Here is a 20,901-nt window from a genome sequence, read left to right as displayed (position 1 = left end):
GGACATCAGGCGCAATCGGCAATTGTTCCGTAGCGTCGACAGGACGGGACCGGGGCGGCATGTCGGGACCGCGCAAGGTCAGCGTTGCGCGGTCTTCCAGTCGGGGTGAATCCAGGGCCGATCGTTGGCCGCGGGCAGCGGGCCGCGCCCGAGGATGTGGTCGGCAGCCTTTTCGCCCACCATGATCGACGGGCCGTTGAGGTTGCCATTGGTGATGCGCGGGAAGATCGAGCTGTCGGCGACGCGCAGGCCGTCGACGCCGATCACGCGGCATTCCGGGTCGACCACGGCCGTGGGATCATCGACGGCCCCCATCTTGCAGGTGCCGCAGGGGTGATAGGCGCTCTCGGCATGTTCGCGGATGAAGGCGTCGATCTCGTCGTCGCTCTCGACCGCCTCGCCGGGCTGGATCTCGTGGCGGCGGTAGGGGGCGAAGGCCGGTTGCTGGAATATCTCGCGGGTGAGGCGGATGCAGCGGCGGAAATCGCGCCAGTCGGCATCGGTGCTCATGTAGTTGAAGAAGATGCGCGGCGCCTCGGCCGGGTCGGACGAGCGCAGGGTGATCTGCCCGCGCGAAGGGCTGCGCATCGGGCCGGTATGGGCCTGGAAGCCATGGCCTTCGGAGGCGGCGCGGCCATCGTAGCGCACGGCGAAGGGCAGGAAATGATACTGGATATCGGGATATTCCACCCCCGCCGCCGAGCGGATGAAGGCGCAGGATTCGAAATTGTTGGTGGCCCCCAGCCCGGTCTTGGTGAAGAGCCATTGCGCGCCGATCAGGGCCTTGGAGAAGATGTTCCAGTGCTTGTAGAGCGTGATCGGTTGCGACGCCGCGATCTGGAAATAGACCTCGAGGTGATCCTGAAGGTTCTGCCCCACGCCGGGGCGGTCGGCGAGGGCAGTGATCCCGTGTTCCGCCAGATGCGCGGCGGGGCCAATGCCAGACAGCATCAGGAGCTTGGGCGAGTTGAAGGCCGAGGCCGCGACGATCACCTCGGCGCGGGCCTCGATGATTTCGGTTCCGCCCCGGCGGGCGATCTCGACCCCGGTGGCGCGACGATCCTCGAACACGATGCGCGAGGCAAGGCCACGCATAACGGTGCAAAGCCCGGTCTTGAGCGCCGGTTTGAGATAGGCATTGGCCGCCGACCAGCGCCGACCTTTCCAGACGGTCTGTTCGAACGGGCCGAAGCCCTCCTGCTTTTCGCCGTTGTAATCCTCGGTCAGTTGATAACCGGCCTCGCGCCCGGCCTCGACGAAGGCATGGTAGAGCGGGTTGCGGCGCGGGCCACGGGTGATGTGGAGCGGGCCGTCATGGCCGCGCCAGGCCGGGTCGCCGCCATGGCCGCCCTCGTGCCAGTTCTCCATCCGCTTGTAATAGGGCAGCACGTCGGCAAAGCCCCAGCCACGCGCGCCGGTTTCGGCCCAATGGTCGAAATCGCGCGCATGGCCGCGCACATAGACCATGCCGTTGATCGAGCTCGATCCGCCGATCACCTTGCCGCGCGGCGCGACAAGGCGACGCCCGCCAAGGCCGGGTTCGGGTTCGGTCATGTAGCCCCAGTCATAGCGCGACATGTTCATCGGGTAAGAGAGCGCGGCAGGCATCTGGATGAACGGCCCGATATCGGTACCGCCATGTTCGATGACGATGACGCTGTGCCCGGCCTCGGTCAGACGGTAGGCCATGGCGCAGCCCGCGCTGCCCGCGCCGATGATGACGTAATCGGCTTGCATCAGAACGTGTTCCTCAAACTGTCATAGGACACCATCACCGTCCTGGCATAGGCAGGCCGGTCGCAAAGCCGCGCGTAATAGGCGGCCAGCGCCGGCATCTCGCGCCGGTCGAGGTCGGTGTCGAAATAGCGAAAAAGCACATGGCCGAACTGGATATCGGCCAACGTGAAGTCATCGCCGCAAAGATAGTCATGCGCGAGAAGGCGTGGCACGGCCTTGGCCAGCTCGGCCTCGAACCGGTCGAGATTGGTGCGTATCGTTGCGGTGTCGCGGCGCGCGGGGGTGGTGCGGGTGTGGCGCCAGAAGACCGGGCCGGTAAAGTTCCGCGCCACGTCATGCTTGGCCCATTCCGCCCACATGTCGACCTGTGCGCGGCGCAACGGATCGCGCGGCCAGAAGGCATCGTCGCCATGCTCCCCCGCCAGGTAGCGCAGAATCGCCGCCGTCTCGAACAGGGCGGTCTCGCCGAGTTTCAGCACCGGAATCCTGCCATGCGGGTTCATCGCCCGGAATTCCGGCGTATCGAGCCCGCCATGGACCTCGCCGTAATCCAGCCGTTCATAGGCAAGGCCCAGCTCCTCCATCCCCCAGAGCAGCGCCTGCACGTTGGACGAGGTGGCGCGACCATAGACCGTCAGCATCGCGCCCCCCGGATTTTCCCAGACAGAACCGCCACGATCATTCGCCCCGCGGGAAACGCTGGCTCTCTTCGAGCGTGTTGAGGTCCATGTGGTTGCGCATGTAGCGCTCGGAGGCCTTTTGCAGCGGCTGGTAATCCCAGGGGTAATAGCCGCCCTGTCGCAGCGCCTCGTAAACCACCCAGCGGCGGGCCTGGGACTGGCGCACCTCGGCGTCGAATTGTTCAAGATCCCAGCGCGCGGCCGCCTCGACGCGGAAAAGCTCAAGCACCTTGGCATAGTCCTTGTCTTCGGCGAGGTTGGTCAGTTCGTCGGGGTCGTTTTCCACGTCGAACAATTGCTCGGGATCGAGCGCGCAATTGGTGTATTTCCAGCGCCCCGCGCGCAGGGCGATCATCGGCGAATAGGACGCCTCGGCGGCGTATTCCATCGCGACCGGGCTGTTGCGGATGTGCCCCTGCCCCAGCGCGACAAGGCTTTCGCCGGTAGTCCAGGGCATGACCTCGTCCATGCTCACCCCGGCGAGTTCGCAAAGCGTCGGGCAGATGTCGATGGTCGAGACCGGCTCGCCCACGCAGCCCGGGTTCATCGTCTCGGGAGCCGAGATCATCAGCGGCACCCGCGCCGAGCCTTCGTAAAAGGACATCTTGAACCACAACCCGCGCTCGCCCAGCATGTCGCCGTGATCGGAGACGAAAACGATGATCGCCTCTTGCCGCGTGGCCTCGAGCGCCGCCATCACCTCGCCGATCTTGTCGTCGAGATAGGAAATATTGGCGAAATAGGCGCGACGCGAGCGGGCCACGTTGTCGTCGGTGATCTCGAAGCTGCGCCAGTCATTGGCGTCGAAGATGCGTTGCGAATGCGGGTCCTGATCCTCGTAGGGGATCGGGCCGACGCGGGGTGCGAGGTGGTCACAATCCTCGTAAAGATCCCAGTATTTGCGCCGCGCCACGTAAGGGTCATGCGGGTGGGTGAAACTGACCGTGAGGCACCAGGGCCGCGCATCGTGTCCGCGCGCGAGGTCATAGATCTTCTGCACGCCGTGAAACGCCACCTCGTCGTCATATTCCATCTGGTTGGAGATCTCGGCCACGCCCGCGCCGGTGACCGACCCGAGGTTGTGATACCACCAGTCGATCCGCTCGCCCGGTTTGCGGTAGTCCGGCGTCCAGCCGAAATCGGGCGGGTAGATATCGGTGGTCAAACGCTGCTCAAACCCGTGAAGCTGATCCGGGCCGACGAAATGCATCTTGCCCGAAAGGCAGGTCTGATAGCCCGCGCGGCGCAGGTGGTGGGCATAGGTGGGGATCGAGGAGGCGAATTCGGCGGCGTTGTCGTAGACGCCGTTCTGCGAAGGCAGTTGGCCCGACATGAAGGCCGCCCGCCCCGGCGCGCAGAGGGGCGAGGCGGAATAGGCGTTGGCAAAGCGGGTCGAGCGTTCGGCCAGCCGGGCGAGGTTGGGCGTGTGCAGCCAAGCCTCGGGGCCGTCGGGAAACAGCGTGCCGTTCAACTGATCGACCATGAAGATGAGAATGTTGGGTTTGCTCATGTCGGTGCCCTTTCCAGTTCGAGCCGCGCGTAGCCCATGACTTGTTCGACGGCCGCATCGCCGTCGGGTGTGCCATGACCGAGCGATTGGCGCAGGTAGACGCCGTCAATCAGGGCCGCCACCCGTTCGGCAACCGGCCAGGCCCGTGCGCCCAACGGATCGCGCAGCGCATGGCACAGGTTGGAGCGGATGCGCCTGTGATAGATGTCGAGCAGGCGCCGTGCCTCGTCCGACACCTGTGCAAGCACATAGAAGTTGAGCCAGGCCGCGACCGTGTCGGCCCGGAAATTGCGCGGGCTGAACGAGGCGCGCACCACCGCCTCGACCCGTTCGGCGGGGCCGGTCGCCATCACCAGCGCGCCGCGCACCTCGGCGGCATAGACCCCCATCGTGTAGCGCATCGCAGCGACGAAAATCTGTTCCTTGCCACCGAAATAGTGATGCGCCAGCGCCGATGACATGCCCGCACGACGCGCGATCTGGCTCACGGTCACGCCCAGCGTGCCGTGTTCGCCGATCTCGGCAATCGTTGCTTTCACCAGAGCCTCGCGTCGGATAGGCTCCATCCCGAGCTTGGGCATGTTATCCTCAAATTGCTTGCCCGCAAAGCTAGAATGGTTTTTATTGACTCGTCAATCAAAGAAAAAACTAGGGAGACAGAAAATGACCTTCAAGACCACGATTTCCGCCCTTGCCCTGATGGCCACGGGCACGGTGGCCGCCGCGCAATGCAACACGGTTACCTTCTCGGATGTGGGCTGGACCGACATCACGGCCACCACCGCGGCCACCAGTGTCGTGCTCGAGGCGCTGGGATACGAGACCGATATCAAGCTTCTGTCGGTGCCGGTGACCTATACCGCGCTGGCCAGTGGCGATGTCGACGTGTTCCTTGGCAACTGGATGCCCACGATGGAGGCCGATATCGCCCCCTATCGCGAGGCGGGCACGGTCGACACGGTGCGCATGAACCTTGACGGTGCGAAATACACGCTGGCGGTCAACAAGCCGGCGATGGAAATGGGCATCGGTGATTTCGCCGATATCGCGGAGCATCGCGATGCGCTGGGCGAACAGATCTACGGCATCGAGCCGGGCAATGACGGCAACCGTCTGATCATGGACATGATCGAGGCCGATGCCTTTGGCCTCGACGGGTTCAGCGTCACGGAAAGCAGCGAACAGGGCATGCTGGCGCAGGTCGACCGGGCCACGCGGCGCGGTGAGCCGATCGTCTTCCTGGGCTGGGAGCCGCACCCGATGAACGCCAATTACGAGATGGGGTATCTCACCGGCGGTGATGACTGGTTCGGGCCCAACCTTGGCGGCGCGACGGTGCATACCAACACGCGTTCGGGTTATGTCGGTGAATGCCCCAACGTGGGGGCCCTGCTCGAAAACCTGAGCTTCACGCTGGCCATGGAGAACGAGATCATGGCTGCGATCCTCAACGATGGCGAAGCGCCCGACGATGCGGCGCGGGGCTGGCTCAAGGCGAACCCGGACACCTATGCAGCCTGGCTTGACGGTGTGACCACGAAGGACGGTGGTGATGCCGTCGAAGCGGTGAACGCCGCGCTGGGGATGTAAGAGGATTTGACCGTTTATCGCCAGACAAAGGGTCCCGCCGATTGGCGGGATCTTCTGGCCGACCCCCTCAAACAATGGCGGGCGGGCTTCTCAGCCATGGCCGCGGCCCGAAGCTGGGAAGCCAGTTTTCCACCGGAAGTGGCTGCATCGCTGGGTGACAGCGTCGAATTGCAAATCGCAATTGTCGAGCACAAGGTGCGAATGCCCGGGATCGGGTATCCGTCCCAATGCGATGTGTTTGCCCTGACCCGTGCGGATGGCACCGATCAGGCCGTCGCGATAGAAGCGAAGGTAAACGAACCGTTCGGTCGCACCATCGGGGAATGGCTCGGCCCTTCCCCGTCCGCCAACAAGTTGGAGCGGCTCGGCACCATCTGCGCGTGGTTTGGGCATAGTATGCCACCGCTAGGATTGCGTTATCAACTGTTTCACCGAACAGCGGCGGCAATCGTGGAGGCGCGGCGGTTTCATCGACCCATGGCGGCGATGGTCGTGCAATCATTCAGCCCTGGCCGGATGTGGTTTGACGATTTCGCCACGTTTTCAGAATGGCTCACCGGACTGCCGTTGTCGGATGATCATGCCGAGACGGAACTGCCTGATGGGCTGCGCCTGCGTCTGGCCTGGGCACAGGGCGACAGCCGCTACCTGGAGGATATTGGAACGTGAACTGGCTGACCGAGACGAAAATACCCGTGGGCAAGACCGCGAAACAGGCGTTTGACTGGTTGCAGGACGCGGGCGAGCCGTTTTTCGACGCGCTGTCGCTGATCATGGAAATGCTGATCGAGGGCATTCTCTGGGTGTTGCAGAGCCCGCCCGAACTTGTCGTCGTGGCGGGGTTCATGGCGCTGACATGGGTGTTGCAGCGGGGCTGGAAAATGCCGCTTCTGGTGGGCCTCGGTTTTCTCTTCATCCTCAACCAGGGCTATTGGGAAGAGACCACCGAGAGCCTTACCCTGGTTCTGTCGGCCTGTGTCGTGTGCATGTCGGTCGGGGTGCCCATCGGCATCGCCGCCGCGCACCGGCCGCGGCTTTATGCATGGATGCGCCCGGTTCTCGACCTGATGCAGACCCTGCCGACCTTTGTCTACCTGATCCCGGCGATCGTGTTCTTCGGCATCGGCATGGTGCCCGGGCTGATCGCAACGGTGATCTTCGTGCTGCCCGCGCCTATCCGGCTCACGCATCTGGGCATCACCTCGACGCCGCAGCCGCTGATCGAGGCGGCGCAGGCTTTTGGCGCCACGAAACGCCAGCTTCTGTGGAAGGTCGAGCTGCCCTTTGCGCTGCCGCAGATCATGACCGGGCTCAACCAGACGATCATGCTGTCTCTGTCGATGGTCGTCATCGCGGCGCTGGTCGGGGCAAGCGGGCTGGGCGTGCCGGTGGTGCGCGCGCTCAACACCGTGAACACCGCGCTGGGCTTTGAATCGGGCATCGTCATCGTGGTGGTGGCGATCATGCTCGACCGCATGCTGAGGATCGAACGCAAATGACCGGACCCGAGACAAAGACCGCCCCGGCCGTGATCTTCGACAAGGTGTCGATCGTGTTTGGCGACCACCCCGACCACGCGCTGCCGCTGATGGACGAGGGGCAGGAACGCAGCGAGATCCAGGCCGCCACCGGCCAGGTGCTGGGCGTGCATGATTGCGCGCTCGAGGTTCAGGAGGGCGAGATCCTTGTCCTCATGGGCCTGTCGGGATCGGGCAAATCAACGCTTTTGCGGGCGGTCAACGGGCTCAACCCCGTGGCGCGCGGCGCGGTGCATGTGCGCAAGGGTGGCGCGATGATCGACATCACCCATGCCGGGGCGCAGACCCTGCGCCAGATGCGGCTGTCGCATATCTCGATGGTGTTCCAGGCCTTTGGCCTGCTGCCATGGCGCACGGTGCGCGAGAATGTCGGGCTGGGTCTCGAACTGGGCGGCATGGGGGTGCGCGAACGGGCCGCGCGGGTCGATGAACAGCTTGAGATCGTGGGCCTTTCCGATTGGGCCGAGCGCAAGGTCGGCGAATTGTCGGGCGGCATGCAACAGCGTGTCGGGCTGGCGCGGGCCTTTGCCACCAATGCGCCGATCTTGCTGATGGACGAGCCGTTTTCGGCGCTTGATCCGCTCATCCGCACGCGGCTTCAGGATGAATTGCTGGAGTTGCAGGACAAGCTGCACCGCACCATCATCTTCGTGTCCCATGACCTCGACGAGGCGTTCAAGATCGGCAACCGGATCGCCATCATGGAGGGTGGGCGGATCGTGCAATGCGGCACCCCGCAGGAAATTTTCTCGAACCCCGCCAATGACTACGTGGCCGATTTCGTGACCCATATGAACCCGCTGGGCGTGCTTTGCGCACGCGACGTGATGGAACCGGCGCAAGGCACGCCGCAGATCACCGTGCCGCCGGACGAGGACATCCGCGCGGTGATGGAGAAGGTCGGCCAGACCGGCGCGCCGGTGGGTGTCGAAGAGGACGGGCGGATCGTCGGGCAGGTGACGAAAGACCGGGTGCTGGCCAAGCTTCTCGACCCGCGGGGGTGACGCCTCCGGGGACGCCTCCGGCGGGAGTATTTTTAGCAAGATGAAAGGGCGGCGTGGGCCGCGATTTCAAGGCGTGGTCACAGCTTGGTTTCGGGCACGATGGGGGTGCGCAGGCGCCGCTTGAGCACCGCCTCGCGCCAGGTCATGAAGGAAATCGCGGCGACGATGACCGTGCCGCCGATGATCACCCAGATATCCACCCCCTCGCCAAAGACGAAAACGCCCAGAAGCACCGCCCAGACCAGTTGCAGGAAGCCCACCGGCTGGGTCACCATCACTGGCGCGGCCGCCAGTGCCAGCGACATGGTGTAATGCCCGATCGTGGCGAGGAAGGCGACGGCCAGGAGCAGCAGAAGCTCCTCGCCCGTGGGCCAGACCCAGTTCATCAGCGCCAGCGGTGCCAGCCCCAGCGTCACCGAAAGCGACAGCATCGTCACCGTCACCTCGGGGCCGGTCTCGTCCGCCATCTGCTTGGCGGTGAGATAGGAGGCGGCGAAGAACACCGCCGCGATGAGCATGGCGAGATGCCCCGGCCCGACCTCGCGAAAGCCCGGGCGCAGGATGATGAGCGCGCCGATGAGCGCCGCGACCACCGCAAGGATGCGCCGCAGATGCAGGGTTTCGCCCAGGAAAAGCGCCGCCCCGATGGCCACGTAGACCGGCGCGAGATAGTTCATCGCGGTCACGTCCGCGATCGGAATCCGCGTCATCGCGAAGAACCAGAGCGACACGCCCACGGTATGGGCAATCCCGCGAAAGCCGAAGAATTTCCATTGCCTGTGTGTCAGTTGGGCCCGCAGGACCGGCCGGAGCATCGGAAGGAGGAACACCAGCCCCAGAAGATAGCGCAGAAAGGCCGCCTCGGGGGCGGGAATGCGGGTGCCCAGCACCTTGACCACCGCCGTCACCCCGACAAAGAGCAGCCCGGTCAGGATCATCCAGAGAACCCCCGTGACGGGGCGCGATGCGCGTGCGACTTCCATGCGCCGCATCTGGACATGAAGCGAAAGCGCCCGCAAGGGTTCACCTGTTAAGTTTTCCACCTCCGTCCCGTCATGCAGGGCAGACATGCACCGAGAGCATGGCTTGCCTCCGCTCAGACGCCCAGCAACAGCTTGGCGGCGATCGCCCACATGGTCAGCCCGACCACCAGATCCAGCACCCGCCAGGATGTGGGCCGCGCGAACAGCGGGGCCAGCGCCCGCGCGCCGTAGCCCAGCGAAAAGAAGAACACGAAACTGGCCGTCACCGCGCCGAGCGCAAAGGCAAGGCGGTTGTCATATTGCGCCGAGATCGAGCCCAGAAGCACCACCGTGTCGAGATAGACATGCGGGTTGAGCCAGGTCAGCGCCAGCACGGTGAGCGCGACGCCGCGCAAGCTGTGCCGCGCCTCACCGCCCGAATCGAGCACCTCGCCCCCGCGCCAGGCGGCCCTTAAATTGCGCGCGCCATACCAGGTGAGGAACGCCGCCCCAAAGAGCCGCATCGCGAATTCCAGCCCCGGCACCGCCTGTGCCAGCGCCCCGAACCCCGCGACGCCCGCCGCGATCAGGACCGCGTCGGACACCGCGCAGATCAGCACCGTGGCCAGCACATGCTCGCGCCGGAGCCCCTGCCGCAAGACAAAGGCATTCTGCGCCCCGATCGCGAGGATCAGCGAAAACCCGAGTGCGAACCCTGCCAATGCTGCCTGCATGTCTCCCCTGCCTCTTTTTCTTTGGCGGGATTCGTCCCGCGCCTGCCGGGGATTGCCTAGATGGGCCGCAACCATTAAGCAAATTAAACAATATTATGTAGCATTAGGACGCCTTATGCATCTCGACCCAGCCCAGCTTGCCGCGCTGGCCGCGATCCTGCGCAGCGGCAGTTTCGAACGTGCGGCGCATGATCTGGGCGTCACCCAATCGGCGGTGTCACAGCGGCTCAAGGCGCTGGAAACGCGGGTTGGTGCGTTGCTCGTGCATCGCGGGCAGCCCTGCACCGGCACCGCGACCGGGCGGCGCCTTGCCGCCCATGCCGACCGGATCGGCCTGCTCGAGGCCGACCTCGCGCGCGATGTTGCCGCGCTGGCCCCTGCACCGCGAACAAGGCTGCGCATCGCGGTCAATGCCGACAGCCTCGCCACGTGGTTTCCCGATGCGCTGGCCGGGATGCCCGAGCATCTTTTCGAGCTGGTGATCGACGATCAGGACGTTTCGCATGACTGGCTCCGCCGGGGCGAGGCCGTGGGCGCCGTCACCGCCAGCGATCAGCCGGTGGCGGGGTGCAATGTCGTCACGCTTGGGGCGCTGCGCTATATCCCGACGGCCAGCCCGGAGTTCATGGCGCGGCATTTCCCGCAAGGCGTCACCGCCGATGCCATCGCAAGCGCCCCGATGCTTCAGTTCAACGTGAAGGACCGGCTGCAACATAACTGGATCGAACGGGTGTTCGGCCGGGCGATCTCGCCGCCCTCGCACCTGATCGCGTCACCCGAGGGGTTCGTGCGCGCGGCAAGGCTGGGGTTGGGCTGGGGGCTCAACCCCGAGACGCTGGTCACGCAGGAAATCGCGGCGGGCCAACTTGTGCCGCTGCTGCCCGGTGCGCATTTCGACACGCCGCTTTACTGGCAATCGGGGCGGCTTCTGGCCGAGGCCCTCGCCCCGCTGACCCGTGCCATCCGCAAGGCGGCGCGGGACAGGTTGCGGATTTGACCGTGCCAAGCGCCTGCCCGCATCTGCCCCTGCCATTGCTTTTTCCCGACCTTGCCCCCTAAACTGGATTTTAACCAAGGTCACGCCCGATAAGGGCGGACATCGAAACAGGGGGCGCAGGCCATGGGCAATCACCTTTATTACGGCGGTAATCTTGCCGTGCTACGCGCCATGCGATCTTTTCTCGGTGAGAACACCATGATCACCTGTCTGGCGATGACGGCCATGCGACTGGTAAAAACTCACGAATCCTGAAACCGGTGGGGAAGGAAGTGGAAGGTTTAATATGTCATTGAACGAAGAGAATAATAAGCAACAAGCCGCTTCTGAAGAACAAAAAACCGGCGATCCAGAATACATTCTTAAAGGTGTGCAGGCATTTAGTATCGGAGTCGCATTGTTTGCAGCTTCCGTAGCGGTCGCACATACTGCAATCGCTCAAGTCCAAGGTGACCTGCCGCTTGCGATCAAAATTACTCAAACGATAATTTTTGTTATGCTAACCGTTGCAATCAGCACTTTCGGTTCCATCGCTGTTATTCTTGGGCTGAGCATGACCGGGTTTATCCAAATGAGAGGGCCGATTAGAGTCTTCGAATGGGGAACCACCACGACTTGGATTGTGCTAGCTTTTGTAGTTTCAAGCGTTGTGTAATGTTCACGCCAAAAGGGACTAGAGGTTGATGTCACGCGCCTCGCCATCGGCCTGATTGAAAAGCGCTTGCGCGACGCTTTCCCCAAGGTCGAGTTCACCGGACGGAGCGGGCGCCGCCCTCTACCCCGCGAGCGCTTCCATCACCTCGTCAGAGGCGTCGAAATTGGTGGTGACGCGCTGCACGTCGTCATCGTCTTCGAGCGCGTCGATCAGCTTCATCAGCTTCTGCATGCCTTCAAGGTCAAGCTCGGTCGTGGTGGAGGGTTTCCAGACCAGCTTGGTCTCGTCGCTTTCGCCCAATTCGGCCTCAAGCGCGGTGGCCACGTCGTTGAGATCGCTGTCGGCGCACCAGATGATATGGCCGTCCTCGGTGCTTTCCACGTCCTCGGCCCCGGCCTCGATCGCGGCCATCATAACGGTGTCGGCATCGCCCACGCTGGCCGGGTAGCTGACCTCGCCCTTGCGTTCGAACATGAAGCCGACCGAGCCGGTTTCACCGAGGTTGCCGCCATGCTTGGTAAAGGTCGAGCGCACGTTCGAGGCGGTGCGGTTGCGGTTGTCGGTCATCGCCTCGACGATCACCGCGACGCCACCGGGGCCATAGCCCTCGTAGCGGATTTCCTCGTAATCGTCGCCCTCGCCGCCCACGGCCTTCTTGATCGCGCGGTCGATATTGTCATTGGGCATCGACTGCGACTTGGCCACCTTGACGGCGAGCCGCAGGCGCGGGTTCTTTTCGGGGTCGGGGTCGCCCATCTTGGCGGCGACGGTGATTTCCTTGGAAAGTTTCGAAAACAGTTTCGAGCGCGCCGCGTCCTGGCGCCCCTTGCGGTGCTGGATATTTGCCCATTTGGAATGGCCGGCCATGTCGCTCTCCCGACGTGTTTCATCTGTCCGCGCCTCTATAGGCCACGCCCGAGCCCGGGTTCAATCCCTGTTGACCGCTTCCGCCAAGACGCACCACCTCGCGCACGTCGCACGCGGCAGGCGCTTCCCTCGTTTCCCTGTTCTACTCGTGTCATGCAAAGGCCCATGTTGCGGTGCGCCCCTACCGACCCAGCATCCAGCGCCCGTCGGGAAAGAATGCGTGATAGGCGAAGGCGAACATCACGTCATGGGCCACGTCGCGGCCCTTGCCGATCTCGCTCGTGTCGAGCGCCGAGGCTTGCCCGGCTTCCCAGGCGATCACCACGCCAGCTTCGGAGATCCGGCCCGCCTGCCTCAGCCGTTCCATCGGCCAGGCCCGTTCGCCGACGCGTACCACGCGCGACAGCGGATCGATGCCGTGGGGCGGGTTCTCACCATTGTAAAGAAACGGCCGCGCGGCGTGGCATTGCCGATCTCGACCGTGATCACCGGTTCGCGGCCCGCGATCCGCTGCTCCTGTGCCGCGGGGATGAAATCGGGATCGCTCAGCGCCGGGATGCCGTCCTTGCCCGGCCCGCCCGAGATGATCTCGGACCAGTCCGGCACGTGCGAGCGGGAAAAATCGGTGTCGGGCCACTCGACGCGCCAGGCATCGGGGTTGGCCAGCGCCGCGCCCGCAAGGGCCAGCCAGAACAGGCATGCGTGCAGGATCATGGGTCATCCTCCCTTGGTCGAGAGGATGACCCATCGCGCGGGGGCTTGCACAGTCCCCGACACGCGGTTGTGACAGGGTCTGAACTCAGTCGGTGACGGTGACGCTTTTCATCATGTCGGGCTGGCCGGTCACGGCGCCACTGCGGCCATCGCCGCGCTTGATCGCATCGACCACGTCCATGCCCGATGTGACCCGGCCCACGACGGTATATTGCCCGTCGAGATGCGGCGCGGGGGCGAACATGATGAAGAATTGCGAATTGGCGCTGTCGGGGTCGGCGCTGCGCGCCATGCCCACGACACCGCGTTCAAAGCTCACATCCGAGAATTCGGCGCTAAGGTTCGGGCGCTCGGACTTGCCGGTGCCCGCACGGCGCATGTCGCCGCCCATCTTGCCGAACTGCACATCGCCGGTCTGGGCCATGAAGCCCTCGATCACCCGGTGAAAGACGACGCCATCATAGGCGCCCTCTTCGGCCAGCGCGGTGATCTGCTCCACATGGCCGGGGGCCACGTCCTCGGCGAGGTCGATCTCGATCACGCCATTGGCTTCGCCCTCGACCTCGATCTTGAGGCCGGTAGCGGCGGCGGGGCTGGCCACCAACGCGGCCATGACAAGAAGTTTATGCAACATCGGCGGCCACCTTCACGCTGATCATCCGGTCGGGGTTGGCGGGCGGCTCGCCGCGGGTGATCGCGTCGACATGTTCCATGCCTTCGATCACCTGGCCATAGACGGTGTATTGCCCGTTGAGGAAATCGTTGTCCTTGAAACTGATGAAGAACTGCGAATTGGCCGAATTGGGGTTTTGCGAACGCGCCGCGCCGAGGCTGCCACGGGCATGGGGGATGCGGCTGAACTCGGCCGGAAGGTCGGGCAGGTCCGATCCGCCGGTGCCCGCGCGACCGGGGTTCCAGTCCTTTTCCATGTTGGCGTGCTGCACATCGCCGGTCTGGGCCATGAAGCCCTCGATCACGCGGTGAAACGCGACGTTGTCATAGGCCCCGGCGCGGGCCAGTTCCTTCATCCGCTCGCAATGTTTTGGCGCCACGTCGGGCATCAATGCAATCGTGACGGTGCCGTCTTTCAGCTCCATCAGGATGGTGTTCTCGGGATCCTTGATCTCGGCCATGTCGGCTCTCCTTCCTGTGTCTTTGCCCGTTACCTATGCCGCATTGTGCGCCACGGCAAGTCACGGCATTGACGCGCGGGCGGGGCTTCGCCAAAGAGACGCCAACGAAAGAACGTGACAAGGGGACATGATGGGCTGGAAGACACTTGACGACATGGATCTTGCGGGCAAGCGCGTCCTGATCCGCGTGGACATCAACGTGCCGGTGCAGGACGGCCGGGTGAGCGATGCCACGCGGATCGAACGCATCGCCCCCACCGTGCGCGACATCATCGCCAAGGGTGGCAAGCCCATGCTGCTGGCCCATTTCGGGCGACCCAAGGGCAAGGTGGTGCTCGACCTGAGCCTGCGCATCACCCTGCCCGCGCTGGAGCAGGCGCTGGGCTGTTCGGTGGGTTTCGTCGAAACGCTCGATGCCGCCGAGGTGATGACCGACGAGGCGCGCGCCGCCGATGTGCTCCTGCTGGAGAATATCCGCTTTCACCCCGGCGAAGAGGCCAACGACCCCGAGCTCGCCGCCCGGCTGGCCGGGCTGGGCGATGTCTATTGCAACGATGCCTTTTCCGCCGCGCATCGGGCGCATGCCTCGACCGCAGGCGTGGCGCGGCACCTGCCATCCTGCGCCGGACGGCTGATGCAGGCCGAGCTCGAGGCGCTCGAAGCGGCGCTGGGCAAACCCGTGCGCCCGGTCATGGCGGTGGTGGGCGGTTCCAAGGTCTCGACCAAGCTCGACCTGCTGGGCAATCTCGTGGCCCGGGTCGACACCCTCGTGATCGGTGGTGGCATGGCCAACACGTTCCTCGCCGCACAGGGCATCGACGTCGGCAAGTCGCTTTGCGAACACGACATGGCCGACACCGCGCGCGCGATCATGGCCAAGGCCACGACGCAGGGCTGCGAGATCATCCTGCCCGAGGATGTCGTGGTCGCGCGCGAATTCGCCGCCCATGCCGCCCACGAGACGGTGCCCGCCACCGAATGCCCCGCGGACGCGATGATCCTCGATGCCGGGCCGCTCACCGTCGCGCGCATCGCCACCGCGCTGGACAACGCCAGAACGCTGATCTGGAACGGCCCGCTGGGCGCGTTCGAACTGCCCCCGTTCGACGCCGCCACGAGGGCCGCCGCGCAAAAGGCCGCCGAGCGCAGCCGCGCGGGCGCGCTGATTTCGGTCGCGGGCGGGGGCGATACGGTCTCCGCGCTCAACCAGGCGGGGGCGACCGCGGATTTCACCTATATCTCGACCGCGGGCGGCGCGTTCCTTGAATGGATGGAAGGCAAGACCCTGCCCGGCGTGGCCGCGCTGGAAAACTGAGCCGCGCCCGGGTGGTGCGAAGGGATCGGCGCGGCGCGATGTCCTTTGGTGGCTACGCCGCGCGGGCAAACCCCGGGCCAAGCGCCGCGCGGATCGCGTCGATATCGCCGCTGTGTTCGACCGGCATCGCCACCACCGCCTGCCCGTGATGGTCGCGCGCGATCAGCATCCCGTCACGCAGATCAACTTCGCTCAGATCGTCATAGCTGATTTCGATCTCGCGGATCACCGCGCCCGCGTCGCGCTCGATCAGTCGCAAACACCCTCGCCGCGCATCGAGCCGGACCTCGGGATGCGACGGGCGGCGCGCGGCCATCAGGAACATCATGCCGCCGCAAAGCAGGAACAGGCTCAGCCCCATCTTGACCAGCATCAGCAGCGGATCCCAGCTTGCCCCGGGCCAAAGCCACAGCCCGATCGCCGCGATCAACAGCGCGGCCCCGCCGACCGCGCCCATGATGCCGCTCGTGGCATGGCCGGGTATCGCAATCGCCGGATCATGTTGCGCGTCTCGCGTTTCGGAAATGGCGACCATGGATTTCATCCTCGTGACGGCGACCGTTCCGGCCCATCCGGCAAGCCTGCGAGCCGATCCCGGCAGGAGTGGGACACGATCTGGGCAATTTACCGGCATCCCCGCCCGCCGGTAATCGCGCCCCGGCCGCGCCGGTTCGCAGCGTCTTGCGCCACGGGCGGAAACGTCGTAAACGCTCTCGTCCTTCCGCAGTTTTTCATGAACCGCGCAGTCTCTCGTGGATGGGTCGCGGAAGGTGACATCGGCCCTCCTATGAAATGCGCATGACAAGAAGGAAGATCGCATGCCGCTCTACGAGCATGTTTTCATCTCGCGCCAGGACCTGTCCAACACCCAGGCCGAGGGTCTCATCGAACATTTCGGCGCCGTGCTGAGCGACAATGGCGGAAACGTCGTCGACAGCGAATACTGGGGCGTCAAGACGATGGCCTACAAGATCAACAAGAACCGCAAGGGGCATTATGCTTTCCTGAGATCCGACGCCCCGGCATCGGCCGTTCACGAAATGGAACGCCTCATGCGCCTGCATGACGACGTGATGCGCGTTCTGACCATCAAGGTCGAAGAGCATGTCGAGGGCCCCTCGGTCCAGATGCAGAAGCGCGACGAGCGCCCCGAGCGCCGCGAGCGCCGTTGATCAGCCTGAGGAAAGGACCCTAAACCATGGCAACAAAACCGTTTTTCCGCCGTCGCAAGGTGTGCCCCTTCTCGGGCGACAACGCACCCAAGATCGACTACAAGGACACCCGTCTGCTGCAACGCTACATCTCCGAGCGTGGCAAGATCGTGCCCTCGCGCATCACCGCCGTCTCGGCCAAGAAGCAGCGTGAGCTGGCCCGCGCCATCAAACGCGCCCGCTTCCTCGCCCTGCTGCCCTATGCCGTGAAATAAGAAGGAGTATGGCAATGCAAGTGATCCTTCTCGAACGCGTGGCCAAGCTCGGCCAGATGGGCGATGTCGTCGACGTCAGGCCCGGCTATGCACGCAACTTCCTTTTGCCGCAGGGCAAGGCGCTGTCGGCCTCCGAGGCCAACATCGCCTCCTTCGAGGCCCGCAAGGCCCAGCTCGAAGCGCGCAACCTCGAAACCCGCAAGGAGGCCGAGGCGCTGGCCGCGAAACTCGAAGGTCAGCGGTTCATCGTGATTCGCTCGGCTTCGGATTCCGGGTCGCTCTACGGGTCGGTCTCCACCCGCGACGCCGCCGACGCCACGAGCGAGGCCGGGTTCTCGCTCGATCGCAAACAGGTGTCGCTGTCGCGCCCGATCAAGGAACTGGGCCTGCATGACGTGCATGTGAACCTCCACCCCGAGGTTGACGTGACCATCCAGCTCAACGTCGCGCGTTCGCCCGAAGAGGCCGAGCTTCAGGCCTCGGGCAAGTCGATCCAGGAACTGGCCGCCGAAGAAGAGGCTGCCGCCGATTTCGAGATCGCCGAACTGTTCGAGGATATCGGCGCCGCCGCCTCGGACGACGACGAACTCGCCGAGGCCGTAGGGATCGAGGAAGAGCCCGCCGACCAGGACGACGCGGACAGCGAAGAGCGCTGATCCCGTTCGCCCGCTTCGTGAGACATCAAGGCCGCGCAGCCCCGGGTTGCGCGGCCTTCTTTTCGGGGTTTGCAATCCCACGGCGCGTGTCCGTGAAAGAACCATCGCGCGCCATGCCCGCCGAGAAGAAAACCGCCCAGCGATCGCGCGCCCGCGCGTTAGCGTTGTGAATCCGGGCCGTTCTCGGTTATGATCGCGTCCAGCCAGACCCGCCAGACATGAACAGGGTGCCATGATGGACCTGATCGACCTTAGCAAGATACCGGATGCGGATGACCGCTTCCTGCGGTTTCTTGACGATCTGTGCCAGACACTCGAGTTCGACCATGCCTCCTATGCCACGCTCAACCCGGTCTCGGGCACGGTGCAGGGCTTTGCCAATTACCGGCCCGACTGGATCGAGCATTACACGCGCAAGGGTCTTCACCGGATCGACCCGACCCTGCATTACGGGCGAAAATCCATCGCCCCGGTCGATTGGGACCGGCTTGAACGCACCCCCCATTTCCGCACGGTATTCGACGACGCGCCCCAGTTCGGCGTGTCCCCCCGGGGCCTGACCGTCCCGGTGCGTGGGCCCTATGGCGATTTCGGGCTGCTTTCGGTCACCCGCGGCTGCTCTGAACGCGAATGGCACAGTCTCAAGAAAAACGTGATGGGCAATCTTCAGGTCGCCGCGGTGCACATGCATGACAACGTGATGCAATCCGAACTCGCGATGGCGACGCTGCACCGCCCGGCCCTGTCGTCACGTGAATGCGAGATCCTGCAATGGGTGGCCGAGGGCAAGTCACAGCAGGATATCGGCGATATCCTGTCGATCTCGCACCGCACGGTCGAGGTTCACCTGCGCTCCGGCCGCTCCAAGCTCGGGGCGCTGACCACCGCACAGGCGGTCGGCCGTGCGATCAGCCTCGGCCTCGTCAAGCCCGGCTGACTCCCCGATCGGTTGGCCCCCGATCCATGGCTCGTGCCCGAAATATGACACTGCGTGAGCATTTCCCATTACGGGAAACCCCTAATGGCCCATTCGCCCGGAATAGGCGACCCTCTCCTTACGACGACAAATTTGGGGATAAAAACAATGATCATCGTCACAGATGCACTGAACCGTGATCGTCACACGGATATAATCGACGAAATGTACCGCCTGCGCGCCCGCGTGTTCCAGGGCCGCCTCGGCTGGGATGTCAAGGTCACCGACGGGCGCGAGATCGACGAGTTTGACACGCTCGACCCGGTCTACATCATCGCGCTTGACGATGACGGCCACGTGGTCGGTTGCATGCGCCTTTTGCAAACCACCGGCCCGCACATGCTCTCGGACGTGTTCCATGAAATCCTTGACGGCGAGCCGCCCCTGCGCAGCGCGCAAGTCTGGGAAGCCACGCGCTTTTGCGTCGATACCGAACGCCTTGCGCGCAGCGGCGGGGCCAAGAACTCGATCTCCTATGTCACCTCCGAAGTGATGATCGCCGCCTTTGAATATGGCCGTGCGGCGGGCATTCTCGATGCGGTGGCGGTGATCGACCCGGTGATGAACCGCGTGATGATCCGCTCGGGCAACGCGCCATACGATTATCTTGGCACCGCCAAACCGATGGGCAAGGTCACCGCGATGGCCGCGCTCATGGATTGCTCGGAAGAGCGCGTTGCGCGCCTGCGTGACTTCTCGGGAATTACCCATGATGTCTTCACGCCCGAGAATATCGTGCGCGCCGCCTTTGACGCAGCCCGCAGCAAGCCCACCACTCACGATCACCTGCCGTCGGCGCTCAGATCCTATCTGGACGAACAGATCGCCGCGGCAGTCTCGGCTGACGAACAGGCCGCGGCACGGGCATTGGCCGCCACGCTTTCGGCCCGTTTTGCACAGGAGGACGATCACACTTCCCGATCGGTTCACTGAACCGGTCGACTGAGACAACCACACTCACGGTTCCCTAGCCCGGCGCGCAAGCGCCGGGGGCCTCTCCCTGCGAAAAGCAGCTCCCCAAATGCCGGTTGGCAGGGGGCGTGTCACAGCCCTGCCAACCATCGCAGGGAGAGGCCGGTTTTTTACCCTGATTTGTCGCTCGGCACCAGCAGTGCCGGCAAGACCGGGTTGCCCCGGATCGTAAGCGCGCTTACCATGCCCCGAGGAAGATCCGAGGGAGGCATGGACATGGACGGCACAATCAACGATTTCGACCTGATGGAGATCGGGCCGGATTTCATCGAAAATCCCTATCCCACCCTGCGCGCCCTGCGCGAGGCCTCGCCCGTGCATCGCAACGCCGACGGCTCGGTCTTTCTGACCCGCCATGCCGATTGCCTGCGCGTCTACCAGTCGCGCGACATGCTTTCGGACAAGACCCGCGAATTCGGCCGCAAGTTCGGCCAATGCCCGCTGCTCACCCATCACACCACCTCGCTCATCTTCAACGATCCGCCCTATCACAGCGTGGTGCGCAAGCTGATCTCCGGTGCGTTCACCCCGCGCAAGCTGGCCGAGTTCGAACCGCTGATCGACGAGATCGTCGACCGCCTGCTCGACCGGGTCGAAGAGCTGGGCGAGCTCGACCTGATCGAGGATTTCGCCAAGATCCTGCCGACCGAGATCATTTCCTTCATGCTCGGTATCCCCGAGCAATACCGCGCCAAGCTGCGTGATTATTCGCTGGCGATCCTTGGCGCGCTCGATCCCGTGGTGCCCGAAGACCGGCTGCAAGCGGGCAACCAGGCGGTCACGGAATTCTCGGAGATTCTCGACGATCTGATCAACCACCGCCGTGCCAACCCCGAAGGCGCCGCGCAGGGCGAAGTGCTCGAGGCGCTCATCTTTGGCGAACATGACGGGCGCCGCCTGACCCAGGAAGAGCTGATCCAGAACTGTATCTTCCTGCTCAACGCGGGCCACGAGACCACCACCAGCTTTGTCGGCAATTCCATCGGCATCCTGCTCGATGAGCCCGAGCAGCACCGGATGCTTCTGGCCGATCCCGGCCTGATTGACACCGCGGTCGAGGAATTCCTGCGGGTGCAATCACCCTTGCAGATCGGCAACCGCCTCGCCGATGCGGATATCGAGCTTCCCGACGGCACGGTGCTGCCCGAGGGCACCTATATTCACACCTCGATCGCTGGCGCCAACCGCGACCCGGCGATGTTCGACGCGCCCGAAACGGTCGACATCACCCGCAAACCCAACCGCCATATCGCGTTCATCACCGGCATTCATGTCTGCCTTGGCGCGACGCTGGCACGGATCGAGGGGCGCATCGCGCTGGGGAAATTCATCTCGCGCTTTCCAAGGATCGAGCAGACCGGCCCGCGCCGCCTCGTTCCGCTGGCGCGGTTTCGCGGCTATGCCAGCCTGCCGATCCGCGTGACCTGACGCCGCG

24 protein-coding genes and 1 pseudogene are annotated in these 20,901 nt (G+C 64.2%); 14 read left to right on the top strand and 11 right to left on the bottom strand.

The features are described from left to right. Window positions 1–78: 78 nt before the first annotated feature. The 4 genes from betA to betI are packed head-to-tail and all read right to left on the bottom strand — an operon-like array spanning window position 79 to window position 4,508. Window positions 79–1,737 carry a choline dehydrogenase gene (gene betA / locus FLO80_RS00900; protein WP_111362206.1) on the bottom strand — a complete coding sequence of 553 codons (1,659 nt, stop codon included), beginning with the start codon at window positions 1,735–1,737 and terminating at the stop codon, window positions 79–81. Then, window positions 1,737–2,378, bottom strand: a complete 642-nt coding sequence (locus tag FLO80_RS00895; protein WP_111362207.1) for a glutathione S-transferase family protein — start codon at window positions 2,376–2,378, stop codon at window positions 1,737–1,739. The genes betA and FLO80_RS00895 overlap by 1 nt, the downstream gene beginning before the upstream one ends. A gap of 37 nt (window positions 2,379–2,415) precedes the next feature. Then, on the bottom strand, window positions 2,416–3,927 hold the full coding sequence (gene betC / locus FLO80_RS00890) for a choline-sulfatase (RefSeq protein ID WP_111362208.1): 1,512 nt from the start codon (window positions 3,925–3,927) through the stop codon (window positions 2,416–2,418). After that, window positions 3,924–4,508, bottom strand: coding sequence for a choline-binding transcriptional repressor BetI (gene betI, locus FLO80_RS00885; RefSeq protein ID WP_111362209.1), 585 nt, complete (start codon window positions 4,506–4,508; stop codon window positions 3,924–3,926). Before betI ends, betC begins: the two co-directional genes overlap by 4 nt. A gap of 82 nt (window positions 4,509–4,590) precedes the next feature. Between betI and choX the strand changes: the two genes are divergently transcribed. Genes choX through choV form a run of 4 tightly spaced genes read left to right on the top strand, consistent with a single transcriptional unit; the run spans window position 4,591 to window position 8,059 of the window. Continuing rightward, window positions 4,591–5,517: a choline ABC transporter substrate-binding protein gene (gene choX / locus FLO80_RS00880; protein WP_111362210.1), complete on the top strand. Its 927-nt coding sequence runs from the start codon at window positions 4,591–4,593 to the stop codon at window positions 5,515–5,517. Between the two features lie 6 nt (window positions 5,518–5,523). Continuing rightward, window positions 5,524–6,186 (top strand): DUF6946 family protein, encoded by a 663-nt coding sequence (locus FLO80_RS00875; protein ID WP_111362211.1) that lies wholly within the window; start codon window positions 5,524–5,526, stop codon window positions 6,184–6,186. Next, entirely contained in the window at window positions 6,183–7,016 is an 834-nt protein-coding gene (gene choW / locus FLO80_RS00870) for a choline ABC transporter permease subunit (protein WP_111362212.1), read from the top strand. The genes FLO80_RS00875 and choW overlap by 4 nt, the downstream gene beginning before the upstream one ends. Further along, the gene (gene choV / locus FLO80_RS00865) at window positions 7,013–8,059 is read left to right on the top strand and encodes a choline ABC transporter ATP-binding protein (RefSeq protein ID WP_111362213.1); all 1,047 of its coding nucleotides are present in this window, start codon (window positions 7,013–7,015) and stop codon (window positions 8,057–8,059) included. Before choW ends, choV begins: the two co-directional genes overlap by 4 nt. Before the next feature lie 77 nt (window positions 8,060–8,136). Here choV and FLO80_RS00860 read toward each other — a convergent pair whose 3' ends face one another. Together FLO80_RS00860 and FLO80_RS00855 are read right to left on the bottom strand one after the other, a co-directional pair. Next, on the bottom strand, window positions 8,137–9,042 hold the full coding sequence (locus FLO80_RS00860) for a DMT family transporter (RefSeq protein WP_111362398.1): 906 nt from the start codon (window positions 9,040–9,042) through the stop codon (window positions 8,137–8,139). Window positions 9,043–9,155: 113 nt separating this feature from the next. Next, entirely contained in the window at window positions 9,156–9,755 is a 600-nt protein-coding gene (locus tag FLO80_RS00855; RefSeq protein WP_111362214.1) for a LysE/ArgO family amino acid transporter, read from the bottom strand. Window positions 9,756–9,870: 115 nt separating this feature from the next. Between FLO80_RS00855 and FLO80_RS00850 the strand changes: the two genes are divergently transcribed. The 3 genes from FLO80_RS00850 to FLO80_RS00845 all read left to right on the top strand — a co-directional run bounded on the left by FLO80_RS00850 (window position 9,871) and on the right by FLO80_RS00845 (window position 11,407). Then, window positions 9,871–10,752 carry a LysR family transcriptional regulator ArgP gene (locus FLO80_RS00850; protein WP_111362215.1) on the top strand — a complete coding sequence of 294 codons (882 nt, stop codon included), beginning with the start codon at window positions 9,871–9,873 and terminating at the stop codon, window positions 10,750–10,752. A gap of 123 nt (window positions 10,753–10,875) precedes the next feature. After that, window positions 10,876–11,007 (top strand): hypothetical protein, encoded by a 132-nt coding sequence (locus FLO80_RS23330; protein WP_281286941.1) that lies wholly within the window; start codon window positions 10,876–10,878, stop codon window positions 11,005–11,007. A gap of 31 nt (window positions 11,008–11,038) precedes the next feature. Beyond that, window positions 11,039–11,407 (top strand): hypothetical protein, encoded by a 369-nt coding sequence (locus FLO80_RS00845; protein WP_111362216.1) that lies wholly within the window; start codon window positions 11,039–11,041, stop codon window positions 11,405–11,407. A 120-nt stretch (window positions 11,408–11,527) separates the two neighbouring features. Here FLO80_RS00845 and FLO80_RS00840 read toward each other — a convergent pair whose 3' ends face one another. The 4 genes and pseudogenes from FLO80_RS00840 to FLO80_RS00825 form a co-directional block, all read right to left on the bottom strand. Then, entirely contained in the window at window positions 11,528–12,274 is a 747-nt protein-coding gene (locus FLO80_RS00840) for a YebC/PmpR family DNA-binding transcriptional regulator (RefSeq protein ID WP_111362217.1), read from the bottom strand. Window positions 12,275–12,455: 181 nt separating this feature from the next. Then, window positions 12,456–12,988, bottom strand: a pseudogene (locus tag FLO80_RS00835) (hypothetical protein). A gap of 85 nt (window positions 12,989–13,073) precedes the next feature. After that, window positions 13,074–13,622 (bottom strand): peptidylprolyl isomerase, encoded by a 549-nt coding sequence (locus tag FLO80_RS00830; protein ID WP_111362218.1) that lies wholly within the window; start codon window positions 13,620–13,622, stop codon window positions 13,074–13,076. Then, window positions 13,612–14,121: a peptidylprolyl isomerase gene (locus tag FLO80_RS00825; protein ID WP_111362219.1), complete on the bottom strand. Its 510-nt coding sequence runs from the start codon at window positions 14,119–14,121 to the stop codon at window positions 13,612–13,614. Before FLO80_RS00825 ends, FLO80_RS00830 begins: the two co-directional genes overlap by 11 nt. A 130-nt stretch (window positions 14,122–14,251) precedes the next feature. Between FLO80_RS00825 and FLO80_RS00820 the strand changes: the two genes are divergently transcribed. After that, window positions 14,252–15,436 carry a phosphoglycerate kinase gene (locus FLO80_RS00820; protein ID WP_111362399.1) on the top strand — a complete coding sequence of 395 codons (1,185 nt, stop codon included), beginning with the start codon at window positions 14,252–14,254 and terminating at the stop codon, window positions 15,434–15,436. Window positions 15,437–15,488: 52 nt separating this feature from the next. On the opposite strand, the gene FLO80_RS00815 is transcribed toward FLO80_RS00820, so the two are convergent. Then, window positions 15,489–15,971: a hypothetical protein gene (locus tag FLO80_RS00815; protein WP_111362220.1), complete on the bottom strand. Its 483-nt coding sequence runs from the start codon at window positions 15,969–15,971 to the stop codon at window positions 15,489–15,491. Window positions 15,972–16,254: 283 nt separating this feature from the next. On the opposite strand from FLO80_RS00815, the gene rpsF reads away from it, so the two are divergent. The 6 genes from rpsF to FLO80_RS00785 all read left to right on the top strand — a co-directional run bounded on the left by rpsF (window position 16,255) and on the right by FLO80_RS00785 (window position 20,894). Then, window positions 16,255–16,608 carry a 30S ribosomal protein S6 gene (gene rpsF, locus FLO80_RS00810; protein ID WP_111362221.1) on the top strand — a complete coding sequence of 118 codons (354 nt, stop codon included), beginning with the start codon at window positions 16,255–16,257 and terminating at the stop codon, window positions 16,606–16,608. A 26-nt stretch (window positions 16,609–16,634) separates the two neighbouring features. Beyond that, window positions 16,635–16,862: a 30S ribosomal protein S18 gene (rpsR, locus tag FLO80_RS00805; protein WP_013961325.1), complete on the top strand. Its 228-nt coding sequence runs from the start codon at window positions 16,635–16,637 to the stop codon at window positions 16,860–16,862. A gap of 14 nt (window positions 16,863–16,876) precedes the next feature. Next, window positions 16,877–17,518, top strand: coding sequence for a 50S ribosomal protein L9 (rplI, locus tag FLO80_RS00800; RefSeq protein WP_111362222.1), 642 nt, complete (start codon window positions 16,877–16,879; stop codon window positions 17,516–17,518). A gap of 235 nt (window positions 17,519–17,753) precedes the next feature. Beyond that, the gene (locus FLO80_RS00795) at window positions 17,754–18,455 is read left to right on the top strand and encodes an autoinducer binding domain-containing protein (RefSeq protein ID WP_111362400.1); all 702 of its coding nucleotides are present in this window, start codon (window positions 17,754–17,756) and stop codon (window positions 18,453–18,455) included. Between the two features lie 147 nt (window positions 18,456–18,602). Continuing rightward, window positions 18,603–19,427 (top strand): acyl-homoserine-lactone synthase, encoded by an 825-nt coding sequence (locus FLO80_RS00790; RefSeq protein ID WP_111362223.1) that lies wholly within the window; start codon window positions 18,603–18,605, stop codon window positions 19,425–19,427. 255 nt (window positions 19,428–19,682) lie between these two features. Continuing rightward, window positions 19,683–20,894 carry a cytochrome P450 gene (locus FLO80_RS00785; protein WP_111362401.1) on the top strand — a complete coding sequence of 404 codons (1,212 nt, stop codon included), beginning with the start codon at window positions 19,683–19,685 and terminating at the stop codon, window positions 20,892–20,894. Window positions 20,895–20,901: the final 7 nt, after the last annotated feature.

The organism is Aquicoccus porphyridii (assembly GCF_008369105.1).
Taxonomy (GTDB): domain Bacteria; phylum Pseudomonadota; class Alphaproteobacteria; order Rhodobacterales; family Rhodobacteraceae; genus Aquicoccus; species Aquicoccus porphyridii.
The sequence above is the reverse complement of the archived record's forward strand: the minus strand, read 5'-3'. Positions and strand labels throughout refer to the sequence as shown.

Excerpts from the sequence above, each read along its gene's own strand:
- FLO80_RS00825 (WP_111362219.1), bottom strand. The coding sequence starts at position 14,121 with ATGGCCGAGATCAAGGATCCCGAGAACACCATCCTGATGGAGCTGAAA.
- FLO80_RS00815 (WP_111362220.1), bottom strand. The coding sequence starts at position 15,971 with ATGGTCGCCATTTCCGAAACGCGAGACGCGCAACATGATCCGGCGATT.
- FLO80_RS00820 (WP_111362399.1), top strand. The coding sequence starts at position 14,252 with ATGGGCTGGAAGACACTTGACGACATGGATCTTGCGGGCAAGCGCGTC.
- rpsR (WP_013961325.1), top strand. The coding sequence starts at position 16,635 with ATGGCAACAAAACCGTTTTTCCGCCGTCGCAAGGTGTGCCCCTTCTCG.
- betC (WP_111362208.1), bottom strand. The coding sequence starts at position 3,927 with ATGAGCAAACCCAACATTCTCATCTTCATGGTCGATCAGTTGAACGGC.
- FLO80_RS00850 (WP_111362215.1), top strand. The coding sequence starts at position 9,871 with ATGCATCTCGACCCAGCCCAGCTTGCCGCGCTGGCCGCGATCCTGCGC.
- FLO80_RS00845 (WP_111362216.1), top strand. The coding sequence starts at position 11,039 with ATGTCATTGAACGAAGAGAATAATAAGCAACAAGCCGCTTCTGAAGAA.
- FLO80_RS23330 (WP_281286941.1), top strand. The coding sequence starts at position 10,876 with ATGGGCAATCACCTTTATTACGGCGGTAATCTTGCCGTGCTACGCGCC.
- FLO80_RS00785 (WP_111362401.1), top strand. The coding sequence starts at position 19,683 with ATGGACGGCACAATCAACGATTTCGACCTGATGGAGATCGGGCCGGAT.
- rplI (WP_111362222.1), top strand. The coding sequence starts at position 16,877 with ATGCAAGTGATCCTTCTCGAACGCGTGGCCAAGCTCGGCCAGATGGGC.
- rpsF (WP_111362221.1), top strand. The coding sequence starts at position 16,255 with ATGCCGCTCTACGAGCATGTTTTCATCTCGCGCCAGGACCTGTCCAAC.
- FLO80_RS00840 (WP_111362217.1), bottom strand. The coding sequence starts at position 12,274 with ATGGCCGGCCATTCCAAATGGGCAAATATCCAGCACCGCAAGGGGCGC.
- choV (WP_111362213.1), top strand. The coding sequence starts at position 7,013 with ATGACCGGACCCGAGACAAAGACCGCCCCGGCCGTGATCTTCGACAAG.
- betA (WP_111362206.1), bottom strand. The coding sequence starts at position 1,737 with ATGCAAGCCGATTACGTCATCATCGGCGCGGGCAGCGCGGGCTGCGCC.
- FLO80_RS00895 (WP_111362207.1), bottom strand. The coding sequence starts at position 2,378 with ATGCTGACGGTCTATGGTCGCGCCACCTCGTCCAACGTGCAGGCGCTG.
- FLO80_RS00830 (WP_111362218.1), bottom strand. The coding sequence starts at position 13,622 with ATGTTGCATAAACTTCTTGTCATGGCCGCGTTGGTGGCCAGCCCCGCC.
- choX (WP_111362210.1), top strand. The coding sequence starts at position 4,591 with ATGACCTTCAAGACCACGATTTCCGCCCTTGCCCTGATGGCCACGGGC.
- FLO80_RS00795 (WP_111362400.1), top strand. The coding sequence starts at position 17,754 with ATGGACCTGATCGACCTTAGCAAGATACCGGATGCGGATGACCGCTTC.
- FLO80_RS00790 (WP_111362223.1), top strand. The coding sequence starts at position 18,603 with ATGATCATCGTCACAGATGCACTGAACCGTGATCGTCACACGGATATA.
- betI (WP_111362209.1), bottom strand. The coding sequence starts at position 4,508 with ATGCCCAAGCTCGGGATGGAGCCTATCCGACGCGAGGCTCTGGTGAAA.
- FLO80_RS00860 (WP_111362398.1), bottom strand. The coding sequence starts at position 9,042 with ATGGAAGTCGCACGCGCATCGCGCCCCGTCACGGGGGTTCTCTGGATG.
- FLO80_RS00855 (WP_111362214.1), bottom strand. The coding sequence starts at position 9,755 with ATGCAGGCAGCATTGGCAGGGTTCGCACTCGGGTTTTCGCTGATCCTC.